The sequence below is a fragment of the Nocardioides mesophilus genome, from assembly GCF_014395785.1.
GTDB lineage: Bacteria > Actinomycetota > Actinomycetes > Propionibacteriales > Nocardioidaceae > Nocardioides_B > Nocardioides_B mesophilus.
Window position 1 is genome coordinate 2,696,413 of sequence record NZ_CP060713.1, and the last position, 19,318, is coordinate 2,715,730.

Here is a 19,318-nt window from a genome sequence, read left to right on the forward strand (position 1 = left end):
TCCCGGGACGTAGGCTGGGCGGGACATGAGCGCGTTGTTCCCGATCCCCCAGGCCCCCTCCGACCACGAGGCCGCGCGGCCCTCCGACCGGGAGGCCGAGCCCGGGGCGAGCGGTGAGCGACGCGGGCGTCGCGGCGTCACGCCGGAGCAGCTGCTGGAGGGCCTCAACGAGCCGCAGCGCCAGGCGGTCGTGCACGCCGGCACCCCGCTGCTCGTCGTCGCCGGCGCCGGGTCCGGCAAGACCCGCGTGCTGACCCGCCGGATCGCCTGGCTCATCGCGGAGCGCGACGCGCACCCGGGGTCGATCCTGGCGATCACCTTCACCAACAAGGCCGCCGCCGAGATGCGCGAGCGGGTCGAGGAGCTGGTGGGGCGACGCGCGCGGATCATGTGGGTCTCCACCTTCCACTCCGCCTGCGTGCGGATCCTGCGCAAGGAGATCGACCGGTTCGGCTACAAGTCGTCGTTCTCGATCTATGACGCCGCCGACTCCAAGCGGCTGATGACCCTGGTGGCGCGCGACCTCGACCTCGACCCCAAGCGCTACCAGCCGCGGGCGATGCTCAACTGGGTCTCCAACCAGAAGAACGAGCTGGTCGACCACGAGGACGCGGTCAAGAACGCCAAGAACCACCTGGAGGAGACCTACGCCGAGGCCTACACCCACTACCAGCGTCGGCTGCGCGAGGCCAACGCCCTCGACTTCGACGACCTGATCATGACGACGGTGCACCTGTTCCAGGCCTTCCCCGACGTCCGCGAGAACTACCGCCGCCGGTTCCGCCACGTGCTCGTCGACGAGTACCAAGACACCAACCACGCGCAGTACGCCCTGATCCGTGAGCTCTGCGGCCCGGTCACCGGGGCCGGCCCCGACAGCCCCGCGGGCGCCGGGGCCGCGGAGAAGGGCGTCGAGCCGTCCGAGCTGATGGTGGTCGGCGACGCGGACCAGTCGATCTACGCCTTCCGCGGCGCGAACATCCGCAACATCCTGCAGTTCGAGGAGGACTTCCCCTCGGCGCGGACGGTGCTGCTCGAGCAGAACTACCGCTCCACCCAGACCATCCTCACCGCGGCCAACGCGGTGATCAGCCGCAACAAGGGCCGCAAGGCCAAGAACCTCTGGTCCGACGCCGGCGACGGCGAGCGGATGGTCGGCTACGTGGCCGACGACGAGCACGACGAGGCGAGGTTCGTCTCCGAGGAGATCGACAAGCTCAGCGACGCCGGAAGCGCGAAGCCGCGCGACGTGGCGATCTTCTACCGCACCAACGCCCAGTCCCGGGTGTTCGAGGAGGTGTTCATCCGGGTCGGCATGCCCTACAAGGTGGTCGGCGGGGTGCGCTTCTACGAGCGGCGCGAGGTCCGCGACGCGCTGGCCTACCTCCGGATGCTGGCCAACCCGGCAGACGAGATCTCGTTGCGCCGGATCCTCAACACCCCCAAGCGTGGTATCGGCGAGCGGGCCGAGGCCTGCGTCGAGGCGCTGGCGCAGCGCGAGCGGTTGAGCTTCTGGGAGGCGCTGCGGCGTGCCGAGGAGGCGCCCGGCATCGCCACCCGGTCGTTGACCTGCATCCGCGGCTTCGTGGAGATGGTCGAGGAGCTGCAGTCGATGGTCGCCGCCGACGAGCGCGCCGACGTGATCCTGGAGCAGGTGCTGACCCGCAGCGGCTACCTCGCCGAGCTGGAGGCCAGCGAGGACCCGCAGGACGAGACCCGGGTGGAGAACCTCGCCGAGCTGGTCGCCGTCGCCCGGGAGTTCGCCGACGAGCCGCAGCTCGGCCCCTCGGCCGATCCCGCCGACCCCGACCCGGCCACGCCCGGTCTCGGCGACTTCCTCGAGCGGGTCGCCCTGGTGGCCGACTCCGACCAGATCCCCGACCAGCCCGAGGACGGCGTGGACGACGGGGGCGTCGTCACGCTGATGACCCTGCACACCGCGAAGGGACTGGAGTTCCCGGTGGTCTTCCTGACCGGTCTGGAGGACGGCATCTTCCCGCACCAGCGGGCCCTCGGCGACCAGCACGAGCTCGAGGAGGAGCGCCGGCTCGCCTACGTCGGCCTCACCCGAGCGCAGCGACGGCTCTACCTCTCCCGCGCGGTGGTGCGCTCCGCCTGGGGCGCGCCGGCGCACAACCCCGCCTCCCGGTTCCTCGACGAGCTTCCGGTCGACCTCGTCGACTGGCGGCGCACCGAGGCCGCGCAGACCTCCTGGAACCGGCCGGTGCAGTCGTCGCTGCCCAGCCGCACGGCGGGCCCGCCGACCCGGCGCTTCGGCAGCGCCGCCGTCCGCGCCGACGCGGACGCCAAGGCCCGCACCCGCGAGGTGCCTTCGCTGGCCCCGGGGGACCGGGTCCTGCACGACACCTTCGGGATGGGCAGCGTGGTGACGGTGGAGGGGGTCGCCGACAAGGCGGTCGCCTCGATCGACTTCGGCTCCCAGGGCGTCAAGCGGCTGCTGCTGCGCTACGCCCCGGTCGAGAAGCTCTGACCCGCGGCGAGGCGGACGTCGCGGACGTCAGGGCTGGATGCCGTGGACCAGGAGCGCCTGGAACGGGTCCACCGGGTCACCGGCGCCGGGACGCACCTCGAGGTGCAGGTGCGGTCCGGTGACGTTGCCGGTGGAACCGACGTACCCGATCAGGTCCCCCGGGCGGACGGTGTCGCCGACCGAGACGCCGAAGCTGTTCTGGTGGCAGTACCACAGCTCGGTGCCGTCCTCGAGGGTGACGATCGTCCGGTTGCCGTAGGCGCCCGCGTAGCCGGCCTCGGTGACGGTGCCGGCCGCGACCGCGCTGATCGTGGTGCCGGTCGGAGCGGCGAAGTCCAGACCGGTGTGGCATCTCGACCAGAGGTAGGAGCACTCACCGAAGCGGGAGGTCAGGTGGTAGACGCCGGCGCTCACCGGCAGCTGCCAGGCATTGGCCGCGAGGTCGTCGGCGTGCCGCTCGGCGCTCTCGGCGAGCGCTGCGAGGGCGGCGTTGCGCTCCTTGGCCTGGCTTTCGGCGGCGGCCTGGAGCTTCGCGTCCGCGGCGTCGGCCTGCGCCTCGCGCTGGCTGTCACGGCTGATCGCCCGGGCTCGCCCGGCCAGCGGGTCGCTCGAGCCGGTGCTGCTGGCGGCACTGAGCACGCTGGCCTGGCTGTCGAACTTGGAGTAGTCACTGGCCGAGGCGGGGGTGCCCGGCTGGCTGGAGACGGCGCCCACGGCGGCCAGCGCGAGGGCGGCTGCGCCGAGCAGTGCGGGCGCCGACGGCAGGCCCTTGATCAGCTTCTTGCGGCCGCCGGTGTGCACGCCGAGGTCGGCCTCGCATGCAGCGACGGAAGCAGTCGCCCGCGCCGGCCGGTCGCTCTTCACGGCCTTGCGCTTGCCAGGTGCGGAAGCCCGCGAACCAGTCGCCCCGTTCGAGATGGTCACGGACCGGCGAGAGGACGATTGCCTCTCAGCACGGTGGTCAGCCACGGATAGGGATCCTTACGTCGGGGACACGCAAGAGGAAACCATAACGGAATAGTCACGCTAAGCGCACAACGGGTCCTGCCCCTGGGGGTGCCGTGGGTCACACCAGGGGGTGCCGTGCGCCTGGTCGTACGACGCACTCGAGCGGGTGGGTGCCCGATGTCACGCCGCGGCAAACCTCTGCGCGCCTGCCGGTCCGCGACGGGAGTCGGTTAGGGTGCGAGCGTCCGACTGGTGAGAAGGCAGGTGTGAGGACCATGGTGGCTCCGATCCGGATCGTGGTGGCCAAGCCCGGGCTCGACGGGCACGACCGCGGCGCCAAGGTCATCGCGCGTGCGCTGCGCGACGCCGGTCACGAGGTGATCTACACCGGCCTGCACCAGACGCCCGAGCAGATCGTCGAGACCGCCATCCAGGAGGACGCCGACGTCATCGGGCTGTCCGTGCTCTCCGGCGCGCACATGACCTTGTTCAAGAAGCTGCTCGACCTGCTCGACGAGCGCGATGCGCGCGACATCGTCGTGATCGGTGGCGGGATCATCCCCGAGGGCGACATCCCGCTGCTGAAGGAGATGGGGGTGGCCCAGGTGTTCACCCCGGGTGCCACCACCACCTCGATCGTCGACTGGGTGCGCGAGAACGTGCAGGACGAGTCGAGCTCGCCGGCGGACGCCTGACCGCCGACCGCTCGTCCGGTCGCGGGTCCGGTCGTCGGTCAGGCCCCGGCGGTCAGAACCGCAGCTCCCCGGTGAGCGGCAGCCGGAGGACGCTCGGCGCCGCCGGGCTGGTCGTCACCGTGACCGGCTGCGCCGTCGCGTTGCCGGCGTAGGCCGCGTCGCTGGCGGCGACCACGACCTGGAGCCGGTGGCCGGCCCGCAGCCTGTGCACGATCGCGGGCAGCGTGACCCGGACCGGTGCGGTGACGTCGCCGACCCGCACGGGGGAGATCAGCCGGTTCTTCAACGTCGGGGTGCCGTCGGGGGCAACGTCGTACAGCTTCACGAACAGCACCAGCTGGCCGGCCGGGCCGGCGGCCTGCGACTGCGCGGCGACCGGGGCGTCGAGGTGCAGGGTCAGCCGCGGCGAGCCGACGACGGCCACACCGCGTGCCAGCGGTCGACTGGTGAAGGCGACGAACGTCCCGGGGGCGTCGGAGACCGGCTGGTTCACCTGGTTGCCCTCGAGGCCCGAGGTCTCGGAGTACGACGTGGGCGCCGGCCCGGCGTTGGCGTAGGACGCCGCGCCGCTGCGCACGGCCCCGGAGCGGCGGACCAGCCGGTCCGAGCCGGAGAGGTACAGCGTCCCGGTCTGCCCGGCGGAGAACGACGAACGCTCGGCGTACGCCTTGGCCACCGCCCGTCCGGCCGCCCGCGGCGAGGTGTTGTAACGGACCCAGTCGCGGAAGTAGGAGAACGCCGGGCCGGCCGGCACCGAACGGTCGCCGCGCACGTTGCGGTCCATCCACGCCAGGAACCGGCGCCCGAGGTAGGAGTCGCGCAGGGAGCCGGCCGACAGGTCCAGCTCGCCGGGGGCGGGGGTGCTGCCCGAGTGGCCCCAGGACTGCCAGACCATCGCGACCTCGGTGCCCTGGCGGCGCAGGCCGCGGTAGGTCGCGGCCGCCTCCTGCAGGTTAAACAGCGTGTCCTTCTGGCCCTGGACGAGCAGGGTGGGGGCTGAGATGCGGCGCAGGTAGTGCGCCACCGAGGCGCGCCGGGCGATGTCCTGCACGGTCTGGTCGGGGTAGCCGGCGGTGTTGAGGACGACCGCGGCCGGGCACACGTCGTCGGCGAAGTTCGGGCAGCCGACGTTGCGTGCCGGGTCCACCTGGGCGTCGTCGATGCCGTCGAGGATGCCGGCGCCGAAGAAGAGGTCGACCCACTCCTTCTTCGCCACTCCCGGGGTGGCGGAGGAGACGCCGGCCCGGTCACCGGTGAAGTCGGTGTTGTTCGGCGCCAGCGAGTAGGCCAGGTCGTTCCAGGTGATGATCGGGATCAGCGCGTCGATCCGCTTGTCCTGCATCGCGACGGCGTACTGGACCTGACCGCCGTAGGAGCCGCCGATCATGCCGACCCTCGGGTCCCCGGCCCGCTCGCGGGCCACGGTGCGGACCCGGCCGCGCGTGCCGGTGGCCTCGTCGACGTAGGGTCGCTCGCCGGCCAGCACGTCGACCAGCTGCTTGCCGGCCTTCCCGTCCCAGGCCGGGTCGTCGAGGCGGATCTTGCACTCCGAGCCACCGAAGCCGAGGCCGGAGTAGGAGAGCACCACGTAGCCCTCGCGCACGAAGCCCCGGGCGGTCGCGGTCTGGTTGCCGTCGGCCTTGTCGCCGCCGAAGCCGTGGGTGGTGAGGATCGCCGGCTTGCGGTGCCGGCGCCCGGCGCCGTCGGGGGTGTACAGGTCGGCGCTGATCCGGCACGGCTGGTCGCCGGCGGGCCCGACCAGCGTGTCGACGAAGATGTGCCGCAGCGAGTAGCCCGGGGTGTCGTCCGCGGCCGCCGCCGCCTGCGGACCGGGGCCGGTGACACCCAGCCCCGCGCTGCCCAGGATCCCCGCCGCCGCTGCCAGGCCTGCTCGTCGTGCTCTGCCCATGGATGCTCCCGATGACTCGACCCGGTCCGGCGCCGGGTGCTGTTCTCGGGGAACAACGAGCCGCCGCGACTTTGGGTACGCCGGCCGGCTCACCCGGCGCTCAGGGGTGGGCCCGGACGTGCTCGAGGACGTGGGCGGCGACGGTGTCGGGATCGGTCCGGGCCACCCAGTGGCCGCCGTCCACCTCCTGGACGCGGACCTCGCCGCAGATCAGGTCGAGGTCCTCGAGGATCAGCGCGGTGAGGTAGTGGTCGTGCACCGGCCGGATCACCAGCACCGGGACGTCGGTGTGCGGCAGCTCGCGTCCGCGCTTCCTCGCCTCGGTCGCCGTCGGCCGGATCGGCACGTTGGCGCGGTAGAGCCCCAGGCCGTGGGCGGCGTTGCGGCCGAGCTCGGGCCCCCAGTGGCCGCCGCCGAGCCGCTCCTGGGCGGCGACCAGCCGGCCGATGGCCGGGTGCAGGTGCCGCCAGGCCAGATCGGGCAGCACCGGGACCTGGAAGGCGGCGACGTACGTCGAGTGCAGGGCCTGCCGGAGCAGCCGGAGCCGCCGACCCCGGGGGTGCCGGGCCAACCAGGCGGTGTGGTCCAGCGAGGGCCCGCTGATCGAGGTGAACGAGGCGATCCGGCCATGCAGCCGCGGATCCGTGGCCTCGGTGGTCACGGCGTCCCAGAGCTGCACCGAGCCCCAGTCGTGCCCGACCAGGTGCGCCCGGCCACCGGCCGGCAGCACCGCGTCGAGGACCGCGCACAGGTCGTCGACGAGCAGCTCGGTGCGGTAGTCGCGGGTGGCTTCCGGCACCCCGGACGCTCCGGCGCCGCGGACGTCGTAGGTCACCAGGTGCAGGCTGCCGCCCGACGCCCGCTCCAGCCGGTCGACCAGCGGGTCCCACATCTCCTGCTGGTCCGGGTAGCCGTGGACCAGGACGACGGTGGCCCGGTCCGGCCCGGGCGGGGTGTGCTCGCGGACGGCGATCGAGAGGCCGGTGGACGGGATCAGCCGGGTGGGGGCCACGGTTGCGCTCCTCTTGGTGCGGGTAGACGTGTCGCGATGGTGTGACGGGACCGACGTGGTAGTGACGCGGCGCACAGGACTAGGGTCAGCCCAGGACCAGCGTGCCGGTCACGGCCCGGACCTTCCCGGGCTCGTGCGCGCCGACCGCCGATGAGGACCCAAACGGACAAGGACGGGTATACCTGTGGATCTGATGGAGTACCAGGCGAAGCAGCTCTTCGCCAAGCATGACGTGCCGGTCACGCTCGGCACCGTCGTCGAGAAGGCCGAGGACGCCGCCGCTGCCGCGGAGGCGCTGGGCGGCCGGGTGGTCGTCAAGGCACAGGTCAAGGTCGGTGGTCGCGGCAAGGCCGGTGGCGTCAAGCTCGCCAAGGACCCGCAGGAGGCCGTCGAGCTGGCCCGCGAGATCCTCGGCATGGACATCAAGGGCCACACGGTCCACCGCGTCCTGCTGGCGCCCGCCGCCGACATCGCGGAGGAGTACTACTTCTCGTTCCTCGTCGACCGGGCGCACCGCAACTACCTCTGCATCGCGAGCATCGAGGGCGGTGTCGAGATCGAGGAGGTCGCGCGCACCAACCCCGACGCGGTCGCGAAGGTCTCCATCGACCCGCAGACCGGCGTGGACGACGCCAAGGCCGCCGAGATCGTGGCCACCACCCGGTTCCCGGCGGAGGTCGCCGAGGAGGCGAAGGCCGTCGTCAAGAAGCTCTGGGACGTCTTCATCGCCGAGGACGCCTCGCTGGTCGAGGTGAACCCGCTGGTCCGTCTCGGTGACGGACACCTCGAGGCGCTCGACGGCAAGGTCACCCTCGACGAGAACGCCGCCTTCCGGCACCCCGACCACGCCGACTTCGACGTCGCCGACTCCGGCGCCGGCTCGCAGCTGGAGGCGCAGGCCAAGGAGAAGGGCCTGAACTACGTCAAGCTCGACGGCGCGGTCGGGATCATCGGCAACGGTGCCGGACTGGTGATGTCCACGCTCGACGTGGTGGCCTACGCCGGCGAGGCGCACGACAACGTGGAGCCCGCCAACTTCCTCGACATCGGCGGCGGTGCCTCCGCGGAGGTGATGGCCAACGGTCTGCACGTCATCCTGGGCGACCCCCAGGTCAAGAGCGTGTTCGTGAACGTCTTCGGCGGCATCACCTCCTGCGACGCGGTGGCCAACGGCATCGTGCACGCTCTCGAGCTGCTCGGCGACGAGGCCAACAAGCCGCTCGTGGTGCGTCTGGACGGCAACAACGTGGAGGAGGGCCGTCGGATCCTGAACGAGGCCAACCACCCGCTGGTCACCCTGGTGGACACGATGGACGGCGCTGCGGACCGCGCTGCCGAGCTGGCTGCGAAGTAGAGGACGAGAGAACATGTCGATTTTCCTGAATGAGAACAGCAAGGTCGTCGTCCAGGGCATGACCGGCTCGGAGGGCAAGAAGCACACGCAGCGGATGCTCGCCTCCGGGACGAACATCGTCGGCGGCGTGAACCCGAAGAAGGCCGGCCAGAGCGTCGACTTCGACGGCGGCACCTCGGTGCCGGTGTTCGGCTCGGTCAAGGAGGCCATGGACGCCACCGGTGCCGACGTCTCCGTCGTCTTCGTCCCCCGGCCGGCACCAAGGGTGCGGTCATCGAGGCCGTCGACGCGGGCATGCCGCTGGTCGTGGTGATCACCGAGGGCGTCCCCGTGCACGACACGGCGGAGTTCTTCTCCTACGCGCAGGCCAAGGGCACCACCCGGATCATCGGGCCGAACTGCCCGGGCCTGATCAGCCCCGGGAAGTCGAACGCCGGCATCATCCCCGCCGACATCACCAAGGGCGGCCGCGTCGGTCTGGTGTCGAAGTCCGGCACCCTGACCTACCAGATGATGTACGAGCTGCGTGACTTCGGCTTCTCCTCCGCGGTCGGGATCGGCGGGGACCCGATCATCGGGACCACCCACATCGACTGCCTCAAGGCGTTCGAGGAGGACCCGGACACCGACGCGATCGTGATGATCGGCGAGATCGGCGGCGACGCCGAGGAGCGGGCGGCGGCGTACATCAAGGACCACGTCACCAAGCCGGTCGTCGGTTACGTCGCGGGCTTCACCGCCCCCGAGGGCAAGACGATGGGCCACGCCGGTGCGATCGTGTCGGGCTCCTCCGGCACCGCGCAGGCCAAGCAGGAGGCGCTCGAGGCGGTCGGGGTCAAGGTCGGCAAGACGCCGTCGGCGACCGCGCAGCTGATGCGGGAGATCCTGCAGAACCTCTGAGCAGGTCGAGACGTGCGAAGGCCCCCGGGAGTGATCCCGGGGGCCTTCCTCTTCCGTCGGAGGGAGGGAGCCTGCGGGTTCACGTACCAGAGCGCTGGGGTGGTTGCCACGACGGCCCCGCACACCATGCGGGGGACGGCTGACACCCGGGTGGGCCGTGGCACAGTGCGTTCCATGACAGGCACCACGGAGCTGAGCCGGACCGACATCAGACCCGTCCTGGCCGCGGACTGGCGCGCCATCCACTCGTGGGCGGCCCTGGACCAGGTCTGCCGGTATCAGGCGTGGGGACCCAATGACGAGAACCAGACCCGGACCTTCGTGGCGGATGCGGTCTCGGCCTGGAGTGAGCAGCCGCGGACGAGGTTCGTCTACGTCATCACCTCTGGCGGTGCAGTCATCGGCAACTGCGAGCTCAATCTTCGCGGCCACGCCCAGGCCGAGATCGGCTACGGCCTCCACCCTGACCACTGGGGCCATGGCCACGCCACGTCGGCCGTGCGGAAGCTGCTCGAGCTCGGCTTCGTCTCGCACGGGGTGCACCGGATCTTCGCGACCTGCGACCCACGCAACGTCGGGTCGGCCAGCGTGCTTCAACGCGTGGGGATGACCTACGAGGGTCGTCTTCGCGAGACCGTCCTCATCCGTGACGGTTGGCGAGACTCCGATGTGTACAGCCTGTTGGCCCCTGAGTGGCGCCCCGAGGACGCCGTAGCTCGGCCGTGAGCCGAGGAACGCCGTCCGAGTAGGGCCCTGCCAGTGCCACGTCGGCCTGAGCTCCGACTCGTCGTGCACGGGGTCGCCGGTCGGTCGACGCCCCGGCCGACGACATGGTGGCACCGCGCGATCCGAGAAGCCCTCGGATCGCTCCGGCGTGCGAGACTCGCGGCATGGAGCCGATCACCGAGACGGTGACTGTCACGTGCACGTGCGGGGAGGCGTTCGCCGCCTTCACCGACCGGATCGACGAGTGGTGGCCGCCGGCGTACAGCCCGGACCCCGACACCCTCGACACGGTGGTCCTCGAGCCGCACGTCGGGGGCCGGGTCTACCTGCGGATGTCCGACGGCGCCGAGCACGCCATCGGCGAGGTGACCTCGTGGTCGCCGGGCGAGATCTACGGGCAGTCGTGGGTCCTCGCCCAGGATCCCGCTCAGCCCTCGTCGATCACGGTCACGTTCACGCCCACCGGGGAGGGCACCGAGGTGACGCTCCGTCACGACGGCTGGCACGACGGCAACGCCGCGTTCCGGGAGAAGTTCGGGGACTGGGCGCTGATCCTGGAGCAGTACGCCGAAGCGGCTCAGGCCTGACTGAGCGCGAGGTAGCGCTCGTCGCTGATCTCCCGGCCCCAGTACGCCGGCTCGGCCAGCGGCACGACCTCGCAGTCGCGACCCGCCGCCGCGAGCAGCCGCCGGCACTCGGCGGCCGACAGCCCCGCGCCGTTGAACCAGTGCCCCTCGACCAGGAGCATCGCGCCGCCCGGGACGAGCAGCCCGGCCCAGCGGCGCAGCGCGGAGACCGGGTCCGGCAGCGCCCACAGCACGTGCCGGCACAGCACGACGTCGTAGCAACCTGCCTCCAGCCGTGGCGCCGACGCGTCGCCCTCGGCGAAGCTCACGAGCAGCTCGTCGGGGTGCTCGGCGGCCTTCGCCCGCGCCCGCGCGACCATCTCGGGGGAGAGGTCGATCCCGTCGACGACGTACCCCTGCTCGGCGAGCAGGACCGACAGCGTGCCGGTGCCGCAGCCGAGGTCGGCGACCCGCGCCGGCGCCGCCGGCAGGTGACGGGACAGAAGCTCTCGCCACACCTCGCGCACGGAGGTATCACGCAGCCCGTGGTCCGGCTCCTCGTCGAACGTGACTGCTTCGGCGTCCCACGCGGCCCTGGTCTCCTCGATTCCCATGACCGACAACCTAGGTGAGCGCGCCGACACTTCGGATCGCCGGTGACACGGAACGGCCACAGGTCTATGTTGCGAGACAGCTGCTCAGGAGGGCACGAGATGCACGCTCACGGTTCCGAGACCTACGTCATCATCGGTGAGAACGACGAGCCGGCCGGCGGGCCCGCCGCCGCCCGGGCCACCTCCGCCGCCGGCTCCGCTTCGCGGCTCGCACCGGCGGCGCCGTTCCGGTTCTCCCGGATCGGACCGAAGGGCAAGCCGCTCAGCACCCGGAGCAACACCAAGATCGCGGTCGCGATGATCAGCGGACGCGGCGGCTCCACCGGGGTGCCGGCCGGCTACACCTACCTCGGCCAGTTCCTCGACCACGACCTCACCTTCGACAGGACCCAGGTCATGCTCGGCACGGCGATCACCCCGGCCGAGCTGCTCCAGGGCCGCTCGCCGAGCCTCGACCTCGACTCGTTGTACGGCGCCGGGCCGCTCGACCCGGAGTCCGCCCGGTTCTACACCGACGACCGCCACCTCGCCCTCGGGCGCACCGTGGCCATCGGCCCGGACGCCGCCCGCGACGGCTTCGACCTGCCGCGCGGCGCCGGACGCAGCAGCGCCGCGAAGCGCCGCGCGATCATCCCCGATCCCCGCAACGACGAGAACCTCGCCGTCGCGCAGACGCACACCGCCATGATCCGCTTCCACAACCGGGTGGTGGACACGCTGCCGGCCTCGGTGCCGGCGGCGCAGCGGTTCGTCCGCGCCCGCGCCAAGGTCGTCAAGCACTACCAGTGGATGGTCCGCCACGACTACCTGCCGAGGATCTGCAAGGGCTCGGTCGTCGAGGACGTGTTCACCTCGGGCCGCAAGGTCTTCGAGGTCGGTGCCTCCGTGACGGACGTCCCGACGATGCCGGTCGAGTTCTCCGTGGCGGCCTTCCGGCTCGGGCACAGCATGGTGCGGTCGGCGTACAGCTGGAACCGTCGCTTCCCCGACGGTGCCGGCAGCCTCGACCTGCTGTTCCTGTTCTCCGGCACCAGCGGCGACCTCGGCGGCGACGTGCGCCTGCCCAGCAACTGGATCTGCGACTTCCGGCGGCTGTACCCCTTCGCCGAGGCCGGCCGCCCCGACCTGGCCGCACCGGCGGGTCAGGAGAACCGGGCGATGCGCATCGACACGCTGCTCGTCGACCCGCTCCGCAACCTGCCCACCGGCTCCTTCGGCGGACCGGAGGTGCCCTTCGACGACCCCCGCGCGAACCTGGCCTTCCGCAACCTCACCCGCGCCGCGATGCTCAGGCTCGCGACCGGGCAGCAGATGGCCGCCCTAATGCAGGCCCGCGGGGTCGGCGTCACCCCGCTGACCCGCGCGCAGATCCTCGACGGCCGCAAGGGCGCCGAGCTCGGCGCGCTCACCTCTGCGGAGAAGGACGCGCTGGCCACCCGGACGCCGCTGTGGTTCTACGTCCTGCGCGAGGCCGAGCTGAACCGGGGCAAGCTCGACGGGGTCGGGGCCCGCATCGTCGCGGAGACCTTCCACCGGGCGATGGAGGGCAGCTCCTCCTCGATCGTGCGCGACACCGCGTTCCGGCCCACCCTCGGGCCGGACGACAGCACGTTCCGGATGACCGACCTGCTGCTGTTCGCCTTCCAGGGCAAGGCGAAGCTGCTCAACCCGCTCGGCCCGTGACCCCCCGGGTCAGCTCCCGGTCGTCCAGGCCGCGTTGAACCCGGGTACGTCGTCGGCGGGTCGCGCCGCCGGACCGGTGTAGATCGCCGAGGGGCGGATCAGCCGCCCGGTCCGCTTCTGCTCCAGGATGTGCGCCGACCAGCCGGCGGTGCGCGCGCAGGTGAACATCGAGGTGAACATGTGCGGCGGCACCTCGGCGAAGTCCAGGACGATCGCGGCCCAGAACTCCACGTTGGTCTCGAGGACCCGGTCGGGGCGCCGCTCGCGGAGCTCGGCCAGCGCGGCCTTCTCCAGCTCCTCGGCGACCTCGTAGCGCGGGGCGCCGAGCTCGCGGGCGGTGCGACGCAGCACCCGGGCCCGGGGGTCCTCGGCGCGGTAGACCCGGTGGCCGAAGCCCATCAGCCGCTCCTTGTTGTCGAGCAGCTCCTTGACGTAGGCGCGGGCGTCGCCCCGCTTCTCGACCTCGTCGATCATCCCCAGCACCCGTGACGGCGCCCCGCCGTGCAGCGGCCCGCTCATCGCGCCGACGGCCGCGGAGAGCGCCGCCCCGACGTCGGCGCCGGTCGAGGTGACCACCCGGGCGGTGAACGTGGAGGCGTTCATGCCGTGCTCGGCGGCGGAGGCCCAGTAGGCGTCGACGGCGCGCACGTGTGCCGGGTCCGGCTCGCCCTTCCAGCGGATCATGAAGCGCTCGGCCAGCGTCGAGGCCTTGTCCACCTCGCGCTGCGGAACCATCGGCTGGCCGATGCCCGGGCGGCCTGGGCGACGTACGAGAGCACCATCACCGCGGCGCGGCCCAGGTCGCCACGGACCTGCTCGGCCTCCACGTCGTAGGTGGCCTGCAGGCCCCACATCGGCGCCAGCATCGCGATCGCGCTCTGCACGTCGACGCGGATGTCGCCCGAGTGCACCGGGATCGGCAGCGGCTCGGCCGGCGGCAGCCCCGGTTCGTAGGCGCCGTCGACGAGCAGGCCCCAGACCTTCTCGAACGGGATCCGGCCGACGATCTCCTCGATGTCCACGCCGCGGTAGCGCAGCGCCGACCCCTCCTTGTCGGGCTCGGCGATCTCGGTCTCGAACGCGATCACGCCCTCGAGGCCGTGGTGGATCTCCGTCATGCGCGACTCCTTCGTCGTGGCACCGCCCGCGGCGGTGAAACGTCCACATCATGCCTCCCGCCGTCCGCCGCCGTCACCCGGGCCGGGGGCGGTGGCCCCGCGCCGGGTCCGCCGGCGCGGGGCGGGCTAGATTCGGGGCGTGGCCGAGGACGGACGAGAGCTGGCAGAGCTGAGACGCGACTACGCCGCGGGCGGCCTGGCCGAGGCGGACCTGGAGCCGGAACCGGTGCCGATGTTCCGCCGCTGGCTCCGCGAGGCCACCGACGCCGGCCTGCACGAGCCCAACGCCATGGTGGTCGCCACCGCTGACGCCGAGGGGACCCCGTCGGCTCGTCTGGTGCTGCTCAAGGGCCTCGACGAGCGCGGCTTCGTCTTCTTCACCAACTACCGCTCCCGCAAGGGCACGGAGCTGTCCGCGCACCCGGCCTGCGCGCTGCTGTTCCCCTGGCACGACCTCGAGCGGCAGGTCCGCGTCGACGGTCGGGCCGCCCCGCTCGGTGAGGAGGAGAACATCGCCTACTTCCGCAGCCGGCCGCGGGCCTCGCAGATCGGCGCCTGGGCCTCGCCGCAGTCCAGCGTGGTCGCCTCGCGCGAGGAGCTCGACGCCGGGTACGCCGCCACCGAGGAGCGGTTCGCGGAGGTGGAGGAGATCCCGCTGCCGCCGAGCTGGGGCGGGTTCCGGGTGGCCCCCGAGGCGGTGGAGTTCTGGCAGGGCCGGCGCGGTCGCATGCACGACCGGCTCCGCTACCGCCGGGCCGGGGCCCGGGACGGCGACGCCGGCTGGGTCGTGGAGCGGCTGGCTCCCTGACCGAACGAAAATGGTTGTGAGTGAGCGCTCACTCATTTAGCCTGGGGTGATGGTCACCGCTCCGACGCGCAGCCCGCGCCGTGCCGCCCCGCTGAGCGCCGAGGACCGCCGCAAGGCGATCGTCGACGCCGTCGTCCCGTTGCTCATCGAGCACGGCGAGTCGGTCAGCACCCGGCAGATCGCCCGGGCGGCCGGCATCGCCGAAGGCACGATCTTCCGGGTCTTCCCCGACAAGTCCGCGCTGCTGATGGCCGCCGCCGAGGAGACCCTCAACCCCTCCGACGGCCGCGAGGGTCTCGCCGCCGCGGTGGCCGGCCTCGACGACCTGCACGAGGTGGTCCGCGTGGTCACCGAGCAGATGTTCGTCCGCTCCGAGCAGGTGATGGCCGTGCTGATGGCGCTGCGCACCATGATGGCCACGGCGGCCCGGGCCGACCACGACCACGGCCGGGCCGGATCGCACGGGCCGCCAGGCTTCGTGGTCGAGGCCCACCGTGCGCTGCTCGAGCGGCTGACCGAGGTCTTCGAGCCGTTCCGGGACCAGCTCACGGTACCCCCGGAGCGGGCCGCGCTGCTGCTCCGCACGCTGGTGCTCGGCTCCCGGCACCCCGGCATGCAGGCCGAGGACCGACTCTCCGCCGACGAGGTGGCCGAGGTGCTGCTGCACGGGATCCGCCGCGAGGGAGGTCGCTGATGCTGTTGCGTCTGCTCCGTGAACGGCTCGCGCCGTACCGTCGCGACCTCGTGGTCATCGTGGTGCTGCAGTTCGTCGCCACGATGGCCGCGCTCTACCTGCCCAGCCTCAACGCCAACATCATCGACAACGGCGTCGCCCGCGGGGACACCGGCTACATCATCCGCACCGGCGGGGTGATGCTGACGGTGTCGCTGGTCCAGATCGTCTGCAGCGTCGGCGCGGTGTACGTCGGCGCCCGCACCGCCATGGCGTTCGCCCGCGACCTCCGCGCCGGGATCTTCCACCGGGTCGGGGCGTTCTCCTCGCGCGAGCTCGCCGCCTTCGGAGCACCCTCGCTGATCACCCGGAACACCAACGACGTGCAGCAGGTCGGCATGTTGGTGCTGATGGGCGCCACCATGATGGTGACCGCGCCGATCATGATGGTGGGCGGCGTGCTGATGGCGGTCCGTGAGGACGTCGGGCTCTCCTGGCTGGTCGCCGTCGCGGTGCCGCTGCTGTTCGCCGCCGTCGGCCTGATCGCCTCGCGGATGGTGCCCGGCTTCCGGCTGATGCAGGTCCGCATCGACGGGGTCAACCGGATCCTGCGCGAGCAGATCACCGGCATCCGGGTGGTGCGCGCCTTCGTCCGCGAGCCGGTCGAGGAGGCCCGGTTCCAGCGCGCCAACGAGGACCTCAGCGACGTCGCGGTCCGGGTCGGCCGCTGGATGGCCACCATGTTCCCCACGGTGATGCTGATCCTCAACGTCTCCAGCGTCGCGGTGCTCTGGTTCGGCGCGCACCGGGTGGACGCGGGGGAGATGCAGGTCGGCTCGCTGACCGCGTTCCTGGCCTACCTCGTGCAGATCCTGATGGCGGTGATGATGGCCAGCTTCATGCTGATGATGATCCCGCGGGCGGCGGTCTGCGCCGACCGGATCGTCGAGGTGCTCGACACCGACTCCTCCGTGGTGCCGCCCCTCGCGCCGGTCCGCCCCGACCCGTCGGCCGGCCGCGGGGCGCTCGCGATGCGCGGGGTCACCTTCACCTACCCGGGCGCCGAGGAGCCGGTCCTGCGCGGCATCGACCTCGACGCCACCGCCGGGCGCACCCTGGCCGTGATCGGCTCCACCGGGGCCGGCAAGAGCACCCTGCTCAACCTCGTGCCGCGGCTCTTCGACGTCAGCTCCGGGACGGTCAGCGTCGACGGCGTCGACGTGCGCGACCTGGACCCCGACGAGCTGTGGAGCCGGATCGGGCTGGTGCCGCAGCGGGCGTTCCTGTTCTCCGGGACGGTGGCCGACAACCTCCGCTACGGCAAGTCCGACGCCACCGAGGCGGAGATGTGGGAGGCGCTCGAGATCGCCCAGGCCCGCGACTTCGTCGAGCGGATGCCGGGCGGGCTGGACGCGCCGATCAGCCAGGGCGGCGGCAACGTCTCGGGAGGCCAGCGGCAGCGGCTCGCGATCGCGCGCGCGGTGATCCGGCGCCCGGAGATCTACCTCTTCGACGACGCGTTCTCCGCCCTCGACCTGGCCACCGACGCGCGGCTGCGGGCGGCGCTGCGTCCGGTGACCAGGGCCTCGACGGTCGTGATCGTCGCGCAGCGGGTCTCCACGATCATCTCCGCCGAGCAGATCCTGGTCCTCGAGGACGGCGCGGTGGTCGGCCGCGGCACCCATGAGGAGCTGCTGGCCACGTGCGCGACCTACCAGGAGATCGTCGCCTCGCAGCTGACCCCGGAGGAGGCGGCATGAACGAGAAGAAGCCGCCGGCGCGGCTCAAGGAGACCGAGCGGGTCCAGCTCGGGCACGGGCCCGGGCGCGGGCCCATGGGCGGCGGCATGGTCGGCCAGAAGTCGATGGACTTCGGACCGTCCGCCCGGCGGCTGGTGGCCCGGCTGCGTCCCGAGCGCCTCAAGGTCGCCGCCGTGCTGCTGCTCGCCGTCGGCGGGGTCGCGCTCAGCGTCGTCGGGCCCAAGATCCTCGGCCGGGCGACGGACCTGATCTTCTCCGGCGTCTTCGGCCGCCGGCTCGAGGGCACGACCCAGGCCGACGCCGTCGCCGGGCTGCGGGCCCGCGGCGAGGACGGGCTCGCCGACATGCTCGCCGGCATGAACGTCCGCCCCGGCCAGGGCGTGGACTTCGAGGCCGTCGCCCAGGTGCTGATGCTGGCGCTCGCGGTGTACGTCGGCGCCGCGGTGCTGATGTGGCTGCAGGGCTACATCCTCAATGACGTCGTGCAGTCCGCGGTCCGGCGGATGCGCCGCGACGTCGAGGAGAAGATCAACCGGCTGCCGCTGAGCTACTTCGACCGGCAGCCCCGCGGGGAGCTGCTGTCGCGCGTCACCAACGACATCGACAACGTCAGCCAGACCCTGCAGCAGACCATGAGCCAGCTGCTGGTCTCGCTGCTCACGGTGGTCGGCGTGCTGGCGATGATGTTCTCGATCTCCCCGACGCTGGCGCTGATCGCGTTGGTCACCGTCCCGGTCGGCATGTTGCTCACCGGGCAGATCATGAAGCGCTCGCAGGGGATGTTCATCGACCAGTGGCGGCGTACCGGCACCCTCAACGCCCACATCGAGGAGACGTTCACCGGGCACGCGCTGGTGAAGGTGTTCGGCCGTCAGCACGAGGTCGAGGAGGTGTTCGCCCGGGAGAACGACGAGCTGTTCCGGGCCGGCTTCGGGGCGCAGTTCGTCTCCGGGCTGATCATGCCGATCATGATGTTCCTGGGGAACCTCAACTACGTCGTGATCGCGGTGCTCGGCGGGCTCCGGGTCGCCAACGGGTCGATGAGCCTCGGCGACGTGCAGGCGTTCATCCAGTACTCCCGGCAGTTCACCCAGCCGCTCACCCAGCTCGCCTCGATGGTGAACCTGCTGCAGTCCGGGGTGGCCTCGGCCGAGCGCGTCTTCGAGCTGCTCGACGCCGAGGAGGAGCCGGTCGAGCAGGCCGAGCCGCTGGCCGTCGGCGGCCGCGGCGAGGTCGTCTTCGACCACGTCTCGTTCCGCTACGAGGCGGACCGGCCGTTGATCGAGGACCTCTCGCTGGTGGCCCGCCCCGGCCGCACCGTCGCGATCGTCGGGCCCACCGGCGCCGGCAAGACCACGCTGGTCAACCTGGTGATGCGGTTCTACGACGTGGACGCCGGCCGGATCACCCTGGACGGCGTGGACGTCGCCACCATGCGCCGCTCGGACCTGCGCGGCCGCACCGGGATGGTGCTCCAGGACACCTGGCTGTTCGAGGGCACGATCCGCGACAACATCGCCTACGGCCGGCCGACGGCGACCGAGGAGGAGATCCACCAGGCCGCCCGGGCCACCTTCGTGGACCGCTTCGTGCACAACCTGCCCGACGGCTACGACACCGTGCTGGACGAGGAGGGCGGCTCGCTGAGCGCCGGCGAGCGGCAGCTGGTCACGATCGCGCGGGCCTTCCTGGCCGACCCGGCGCTGCTGATCCTCGACGAGGCGACCAGCTCGGTGGACACCCGCACCGAGCTGCTGGTGCAGAAGGCGATGGCCGCGCTGCGCAGCGACCGGACCAGCTTCGTGATCGCCCACCGGCTCTCGACGGTCCGCGACGCCGACCTGATCCTGATGATGGAGGACGGCCGGATCGTGGAGCAGGGCAGCCACGACGAGCTGCTCGCCGCGCACGGCGCGTACGCCGCGCTCTACCAGGCGCAGTTCGCGGCGCCGGCCGCCGAGGAGCCGGCCGAGGCCGCGGCGGCGCCGGCGGGCCAGCCGGTCGGCTGAGCGGCCGGGAGGGTTCGAGCAGCGGCCGGCAGGGGGCCGGGAGACGCAGACG

Annotated in this window: 16 protein-coding genes and 1 pseudogene; 11 read left to right on the top strand and 6 right to left on the bottom strand. The window is 72.0% G+C overall.

Annotated elements, in window-relative coordinates; all coding sequences use genetic code 11:
* Positions 1-25: 25 nt before the first annotated feature.
* Positions 26-2,491 (top strand): DNA helicase PcrA, encoded by a 2,466-nt coding sequence (gene pcrA, locus H9L09_RS13010; RefSeq protein ID WP_187577345.1) that lies wholly within the window; start codon positions 26-28, stop codon positions 2,489-2,491.
* Positions 2,492-2,518: 27 nt separating this feature from the next.
* Here pcrA and H9L09_RS21655 read toward each other — a convergent pair whose 3' ends face one another.
* On the bottom strand, positions 2,519-3,355 hold the full coding sequence (locus H9L09_RS21655; protein WP_223164034.1) for a M23 family metallopeptidase: 837 nt from the start codon (positions 3,353-3,355) through the stop codon (positions 2,519-2,521).
* 359 nt (positions 3,356-3,714) lie between these two features.
* Between H9L09_RS21655 and icmB the strand changes: the two genes are divergently transcribed.
* A complete protein-coding gene (gene icmB, locus H9L09_RS13020; RefSeq protein WP_187580873.1) occupies positions 3,715-4,134 on the top strand; it encodes a coenzyme B12-dependent isobutyryl CoA mutase small subunit in 420 nt (139 codons plus the stop codon).
* A gap of 52 nt (positions 4,135-4,186) precedes the next feature.
* Here icmB and H9L09_RS13025 read toward each other — a convergent pair whose 3' ends face one another.
* A complete protein-coding gene (locus H9L09_RS13025) occupies positions 4,187-6,043 on the bottom strand; it encodes a CocE/NonD family hydrolase (RefSeq protein WP_187577346.1) in 1,857 nt (618 codons plus the stop codon).
* Between the two features lie 100 nt (positions 6,044-6,143).
* Positions 6,144-7,055: an alpha/beta fold hydrolase gene (locus H9L09_RS13030; protein ID WP_187577347.1), complete on the bottom strand. Its 912-nt coding sequence runs from the start codon at positions 7,053-7,055 to the stop codon at positions 6,144-6,146.
* 184 nt (positions 7,056-7,239) lie between these two features.
* On the opposite strand from H9L09_RS13030, the gene sucC reads away from it, so the two are divergent.
* The 4 genes and pseudogenes from sucC to H9L09_RS13050 all read left to right on the top strand — a co-directional run bounded on the left by sucC (position 7,240) and on the right by H9L09_RS13050 (position 10,622).
* Complete coding sequence (gene sucC, locus H9L09_RS13035) at positions 7,240-8,409, top strand: ADP-forming succinate--CoA ligase subunit beta (protein WP_187577348.1); 1,170 nt, start codon at positions 7,240-7,242, stop codon at positions 8,407-8,409.
* A 13-nt stretch (positions 8,410-8,422) separates the two neighbouring features.
* Positions 8,423-9,309: pseudogene (gene sucD, locus H9L09_RS13040) on the top strand (succinate--CoA ligase subunit alpha).
* 174 nt (positions 9,310-9,483) lie between these two features.
* Positions 9,484-10,035: a GNAT family N-acetyltransferase gene (locus tag H9L09_RS13045; protein ID WP_187577349.1), complete on the top strand. Its 552-nt coding sequence runs from the start codon at positions 9,484-9,486 to the stop codon at positions 10,033-10,035.
* A 164-nt stretch (positions 10,036-10,199) separates the two neighbouring features.
* Positions 10,200-10,622 (top strand): SRPBCC domain-containing protein, encoded by a 423-nt coding sequence (locus H9L09_RS13050; RefSeq protein WP_187577350.1) that lies wholly within the window; start codon positions 10,200-10,202, stop codon positions 10,620-10,622.
* Here the strand turns inward: H9L09_RS13050 and H9L09_RS13055 are convergent.
* On the bottom strand, positions 10,613-11,215 hold the full coding sequence (locus tag H9L09_RS13055) for a class I SAM-dependent methyltransferase (RefSeq protein ID WP_187577351.1): 603 nt from the start codon (positions 11,213-11,215) through the stop codon (positions 10,613-10,615). The genes H9L09_RS13050 and H9L09_RS13055 overlap by 10 nt on opposite strands.
* A gap of 99 nt (positions 11,216-11,314) precedes the next feature.
* Here H9L09_RS13055 and H9L09_RS13060 point away from each other — a divergent pair, with 99 nt between their 5' ends.
* Positions 11,315-12,898: a peroxidase family protein gene (locus tag H9L09_RS13060; protein WP_187577352.1), complete on the top strand. Its 1,584-nt coding sequence runs from the start codon at positions 11,315-11,317 to the stop codon at positions 12,896-12,898.
* A 9-nt stretch (positions 12,899-12,907) separates the two neighbouring features.
* Here H9L09_RS13060 and H9L09_RS13065 read toward each other — a convergent pair whose 3' ends face one another.
* Entirely contained in the window at positions 12,908-13,633 is a 726-nt protein-coding gene (locus H9L09_RS13065; protein ID WP_425491682.1) for a citrate synthase 2, read from the bottom strand.
* The gene (locus H9L09_RS22820; protein ID WP_425491683.1) at positions 13,579-14,016 is read right to left on the bottom strand and encodes a citrate/2-methylcitrate synthase; all 438 of its coding nucleotides are present in this window, start codon (positions 14,014-14,016) and stop codon (positions 13,579-13,581) included. Before H9L09_RS22820 ends, H9L09_RS13065 begins: the two co-directional genes overlap by 55 nt.
* Before the next feature lie 139 nt (positions 14,017-14,155).
* On the opposite strand from H9L09_RS22820, the gene pdxH reads away from it, so the two are divergent.
* Genes pdxH through H9L09_RS13085 form a run of 4 tightly spaced genes read left to right on the top strand, consistent with a single transcriptional unit; the run spans position 14,156 to position 19,266 of the window.
* A complete protein-coding gene (pdxH, locus tag H9L09_RS13070; RefSeq protein WP_246456003.1) occupies positions 14,156-14,824 on the top strand; it encodes a pyridoxamine 5'-phosphate oxidase in 669 nt (222 codons plus the stop codon).
* 49 nt (positions 14,825-14,873) lie between these two features.
* Entirely contained in the window at positions 14,874-15,518 is a 645-nt protein-coding gene (locus H9L09_RS13075) for a TetR/AcrR family transcriptional regulator (protein ID WP_187577353.1), read from the top strand.
* Positions 15,518-17,257, top strand: coding sequence for an ABC transporter ATP-binding protein (locus H9L09_RS13080; RefSeq protein ID WP_187577354.1), 1,740 nt, complete (start codon positions 15,518-15,520; stop codon positions 17,255-17,257). The genes H9L09_RS13075 and H9L09_RS13080 overlap by 1 nt, the downstream gene beginning before the upstream one ends.
* Positions 17,254-19,266, top strand: a complete 2,013-nt coding sequence (locus H9L09_RS13085; protein ID WP_425491684.1) for an ABC transporter ATP-binding protein — start codon at positions 17,254-17,256, stop codon at positions 19,264-19,266. The genes H9L09_RS13080 and H9L09_RS13085 overlap by 4 nt, the downstream gene beginning before the upstream one ends.
* Positions 19,267-19,318 lie beyond the last annotated feature (52 nt).

Excerpts from the sequence above, each read along its gene's own strand:
- H9L09_RS13080 (WP_187577354.1), top strand. The coding sequence starts at position 15,518 with ATGCTGTTGCGTCTGCTCCGTGAACGGCTCGCGCCGTACCGTCGCGAC.
- H9L09_RS13075 (WP_187577353.1), top strand. The coding sequence starts at position 14,874 with ATGGTCACCGCTCCGACGCGCAGCCCGCGCCGTGCCGCCCCGCTGAGC.
- H9L09_RS13065 (WP_425491682.1), bottom strand. The coding sequence starts at position 13,633 with ATGGTTCCGCAGCGCGAGGTGGACAAGGCCTCGACGCTGGCCGAGCGC.
- H9L09_RS13060 (WP_187577352.1), top strand. The coding sequence starts at position 11,315 with ATGCACGCTCACGGTTCCGAGACCTACGTCATCATCGGTGAGAACGAC.
- icmB (WP_187580873.1), top strand. The coding sequence starts at position 3,715 with ATGGTGGCTCCGATCCGGATCGTGGTGGCCAAGCCCGGGCTCGACGGG.
- pcrA (WP_187577345.1), top strand. The coding sequence starts at position 26 with ATGAGCGCGTTGTTCCCGATCCCCCAGGCCCCCTCCGACCACGAGGCC.
- H9L09_RS13085 (WP_425491684.1), top strand. The coding sequence starts at position 17,254 with ATGAACGAGAAGAAGCCGCCGGCGCGGCTCAAGGAGACCGAGCGGGTC.
- H9L09_RS13045 (WP_187577349.1), top strand. The coding sequence starts at position 9,484 with ATGACAGGCACCACGGAGCTGAGCCGGACCGACATCAGACCCGTCCTG.
- H9L09_RS13025 (WP_187577346.1), bottom strand. The coding sequence starts at position 6,043 with ATGGGCAGAGCACGACGAGCAGGCCTGGCAGCGGCGGCGGGGATCCTG.
- H9L09_RS13050 (WP_187577350.1), top strand. The coding sequence starts at position 10,200 with ATGGAGCCGATCACCGAGACGGTGACTGTCACGTGCACGTGCGGGGAG.
- H9L09_RS22820 (WP_425491683.1), bottom strand. The coding sequence starts at position 14,016 with ATGACGGAGATCCACCACGGCCTCGAGGGCGTGATCGCGTTCGAGACC.
- H9L09_RS13055 (WP_187577351.1), bottom strand. The coding sequence starts at position 11,215 with ATGGGAATCGAGGAGACCAGGGCCGCGTGGGACGCCGAAGCAGTCACG.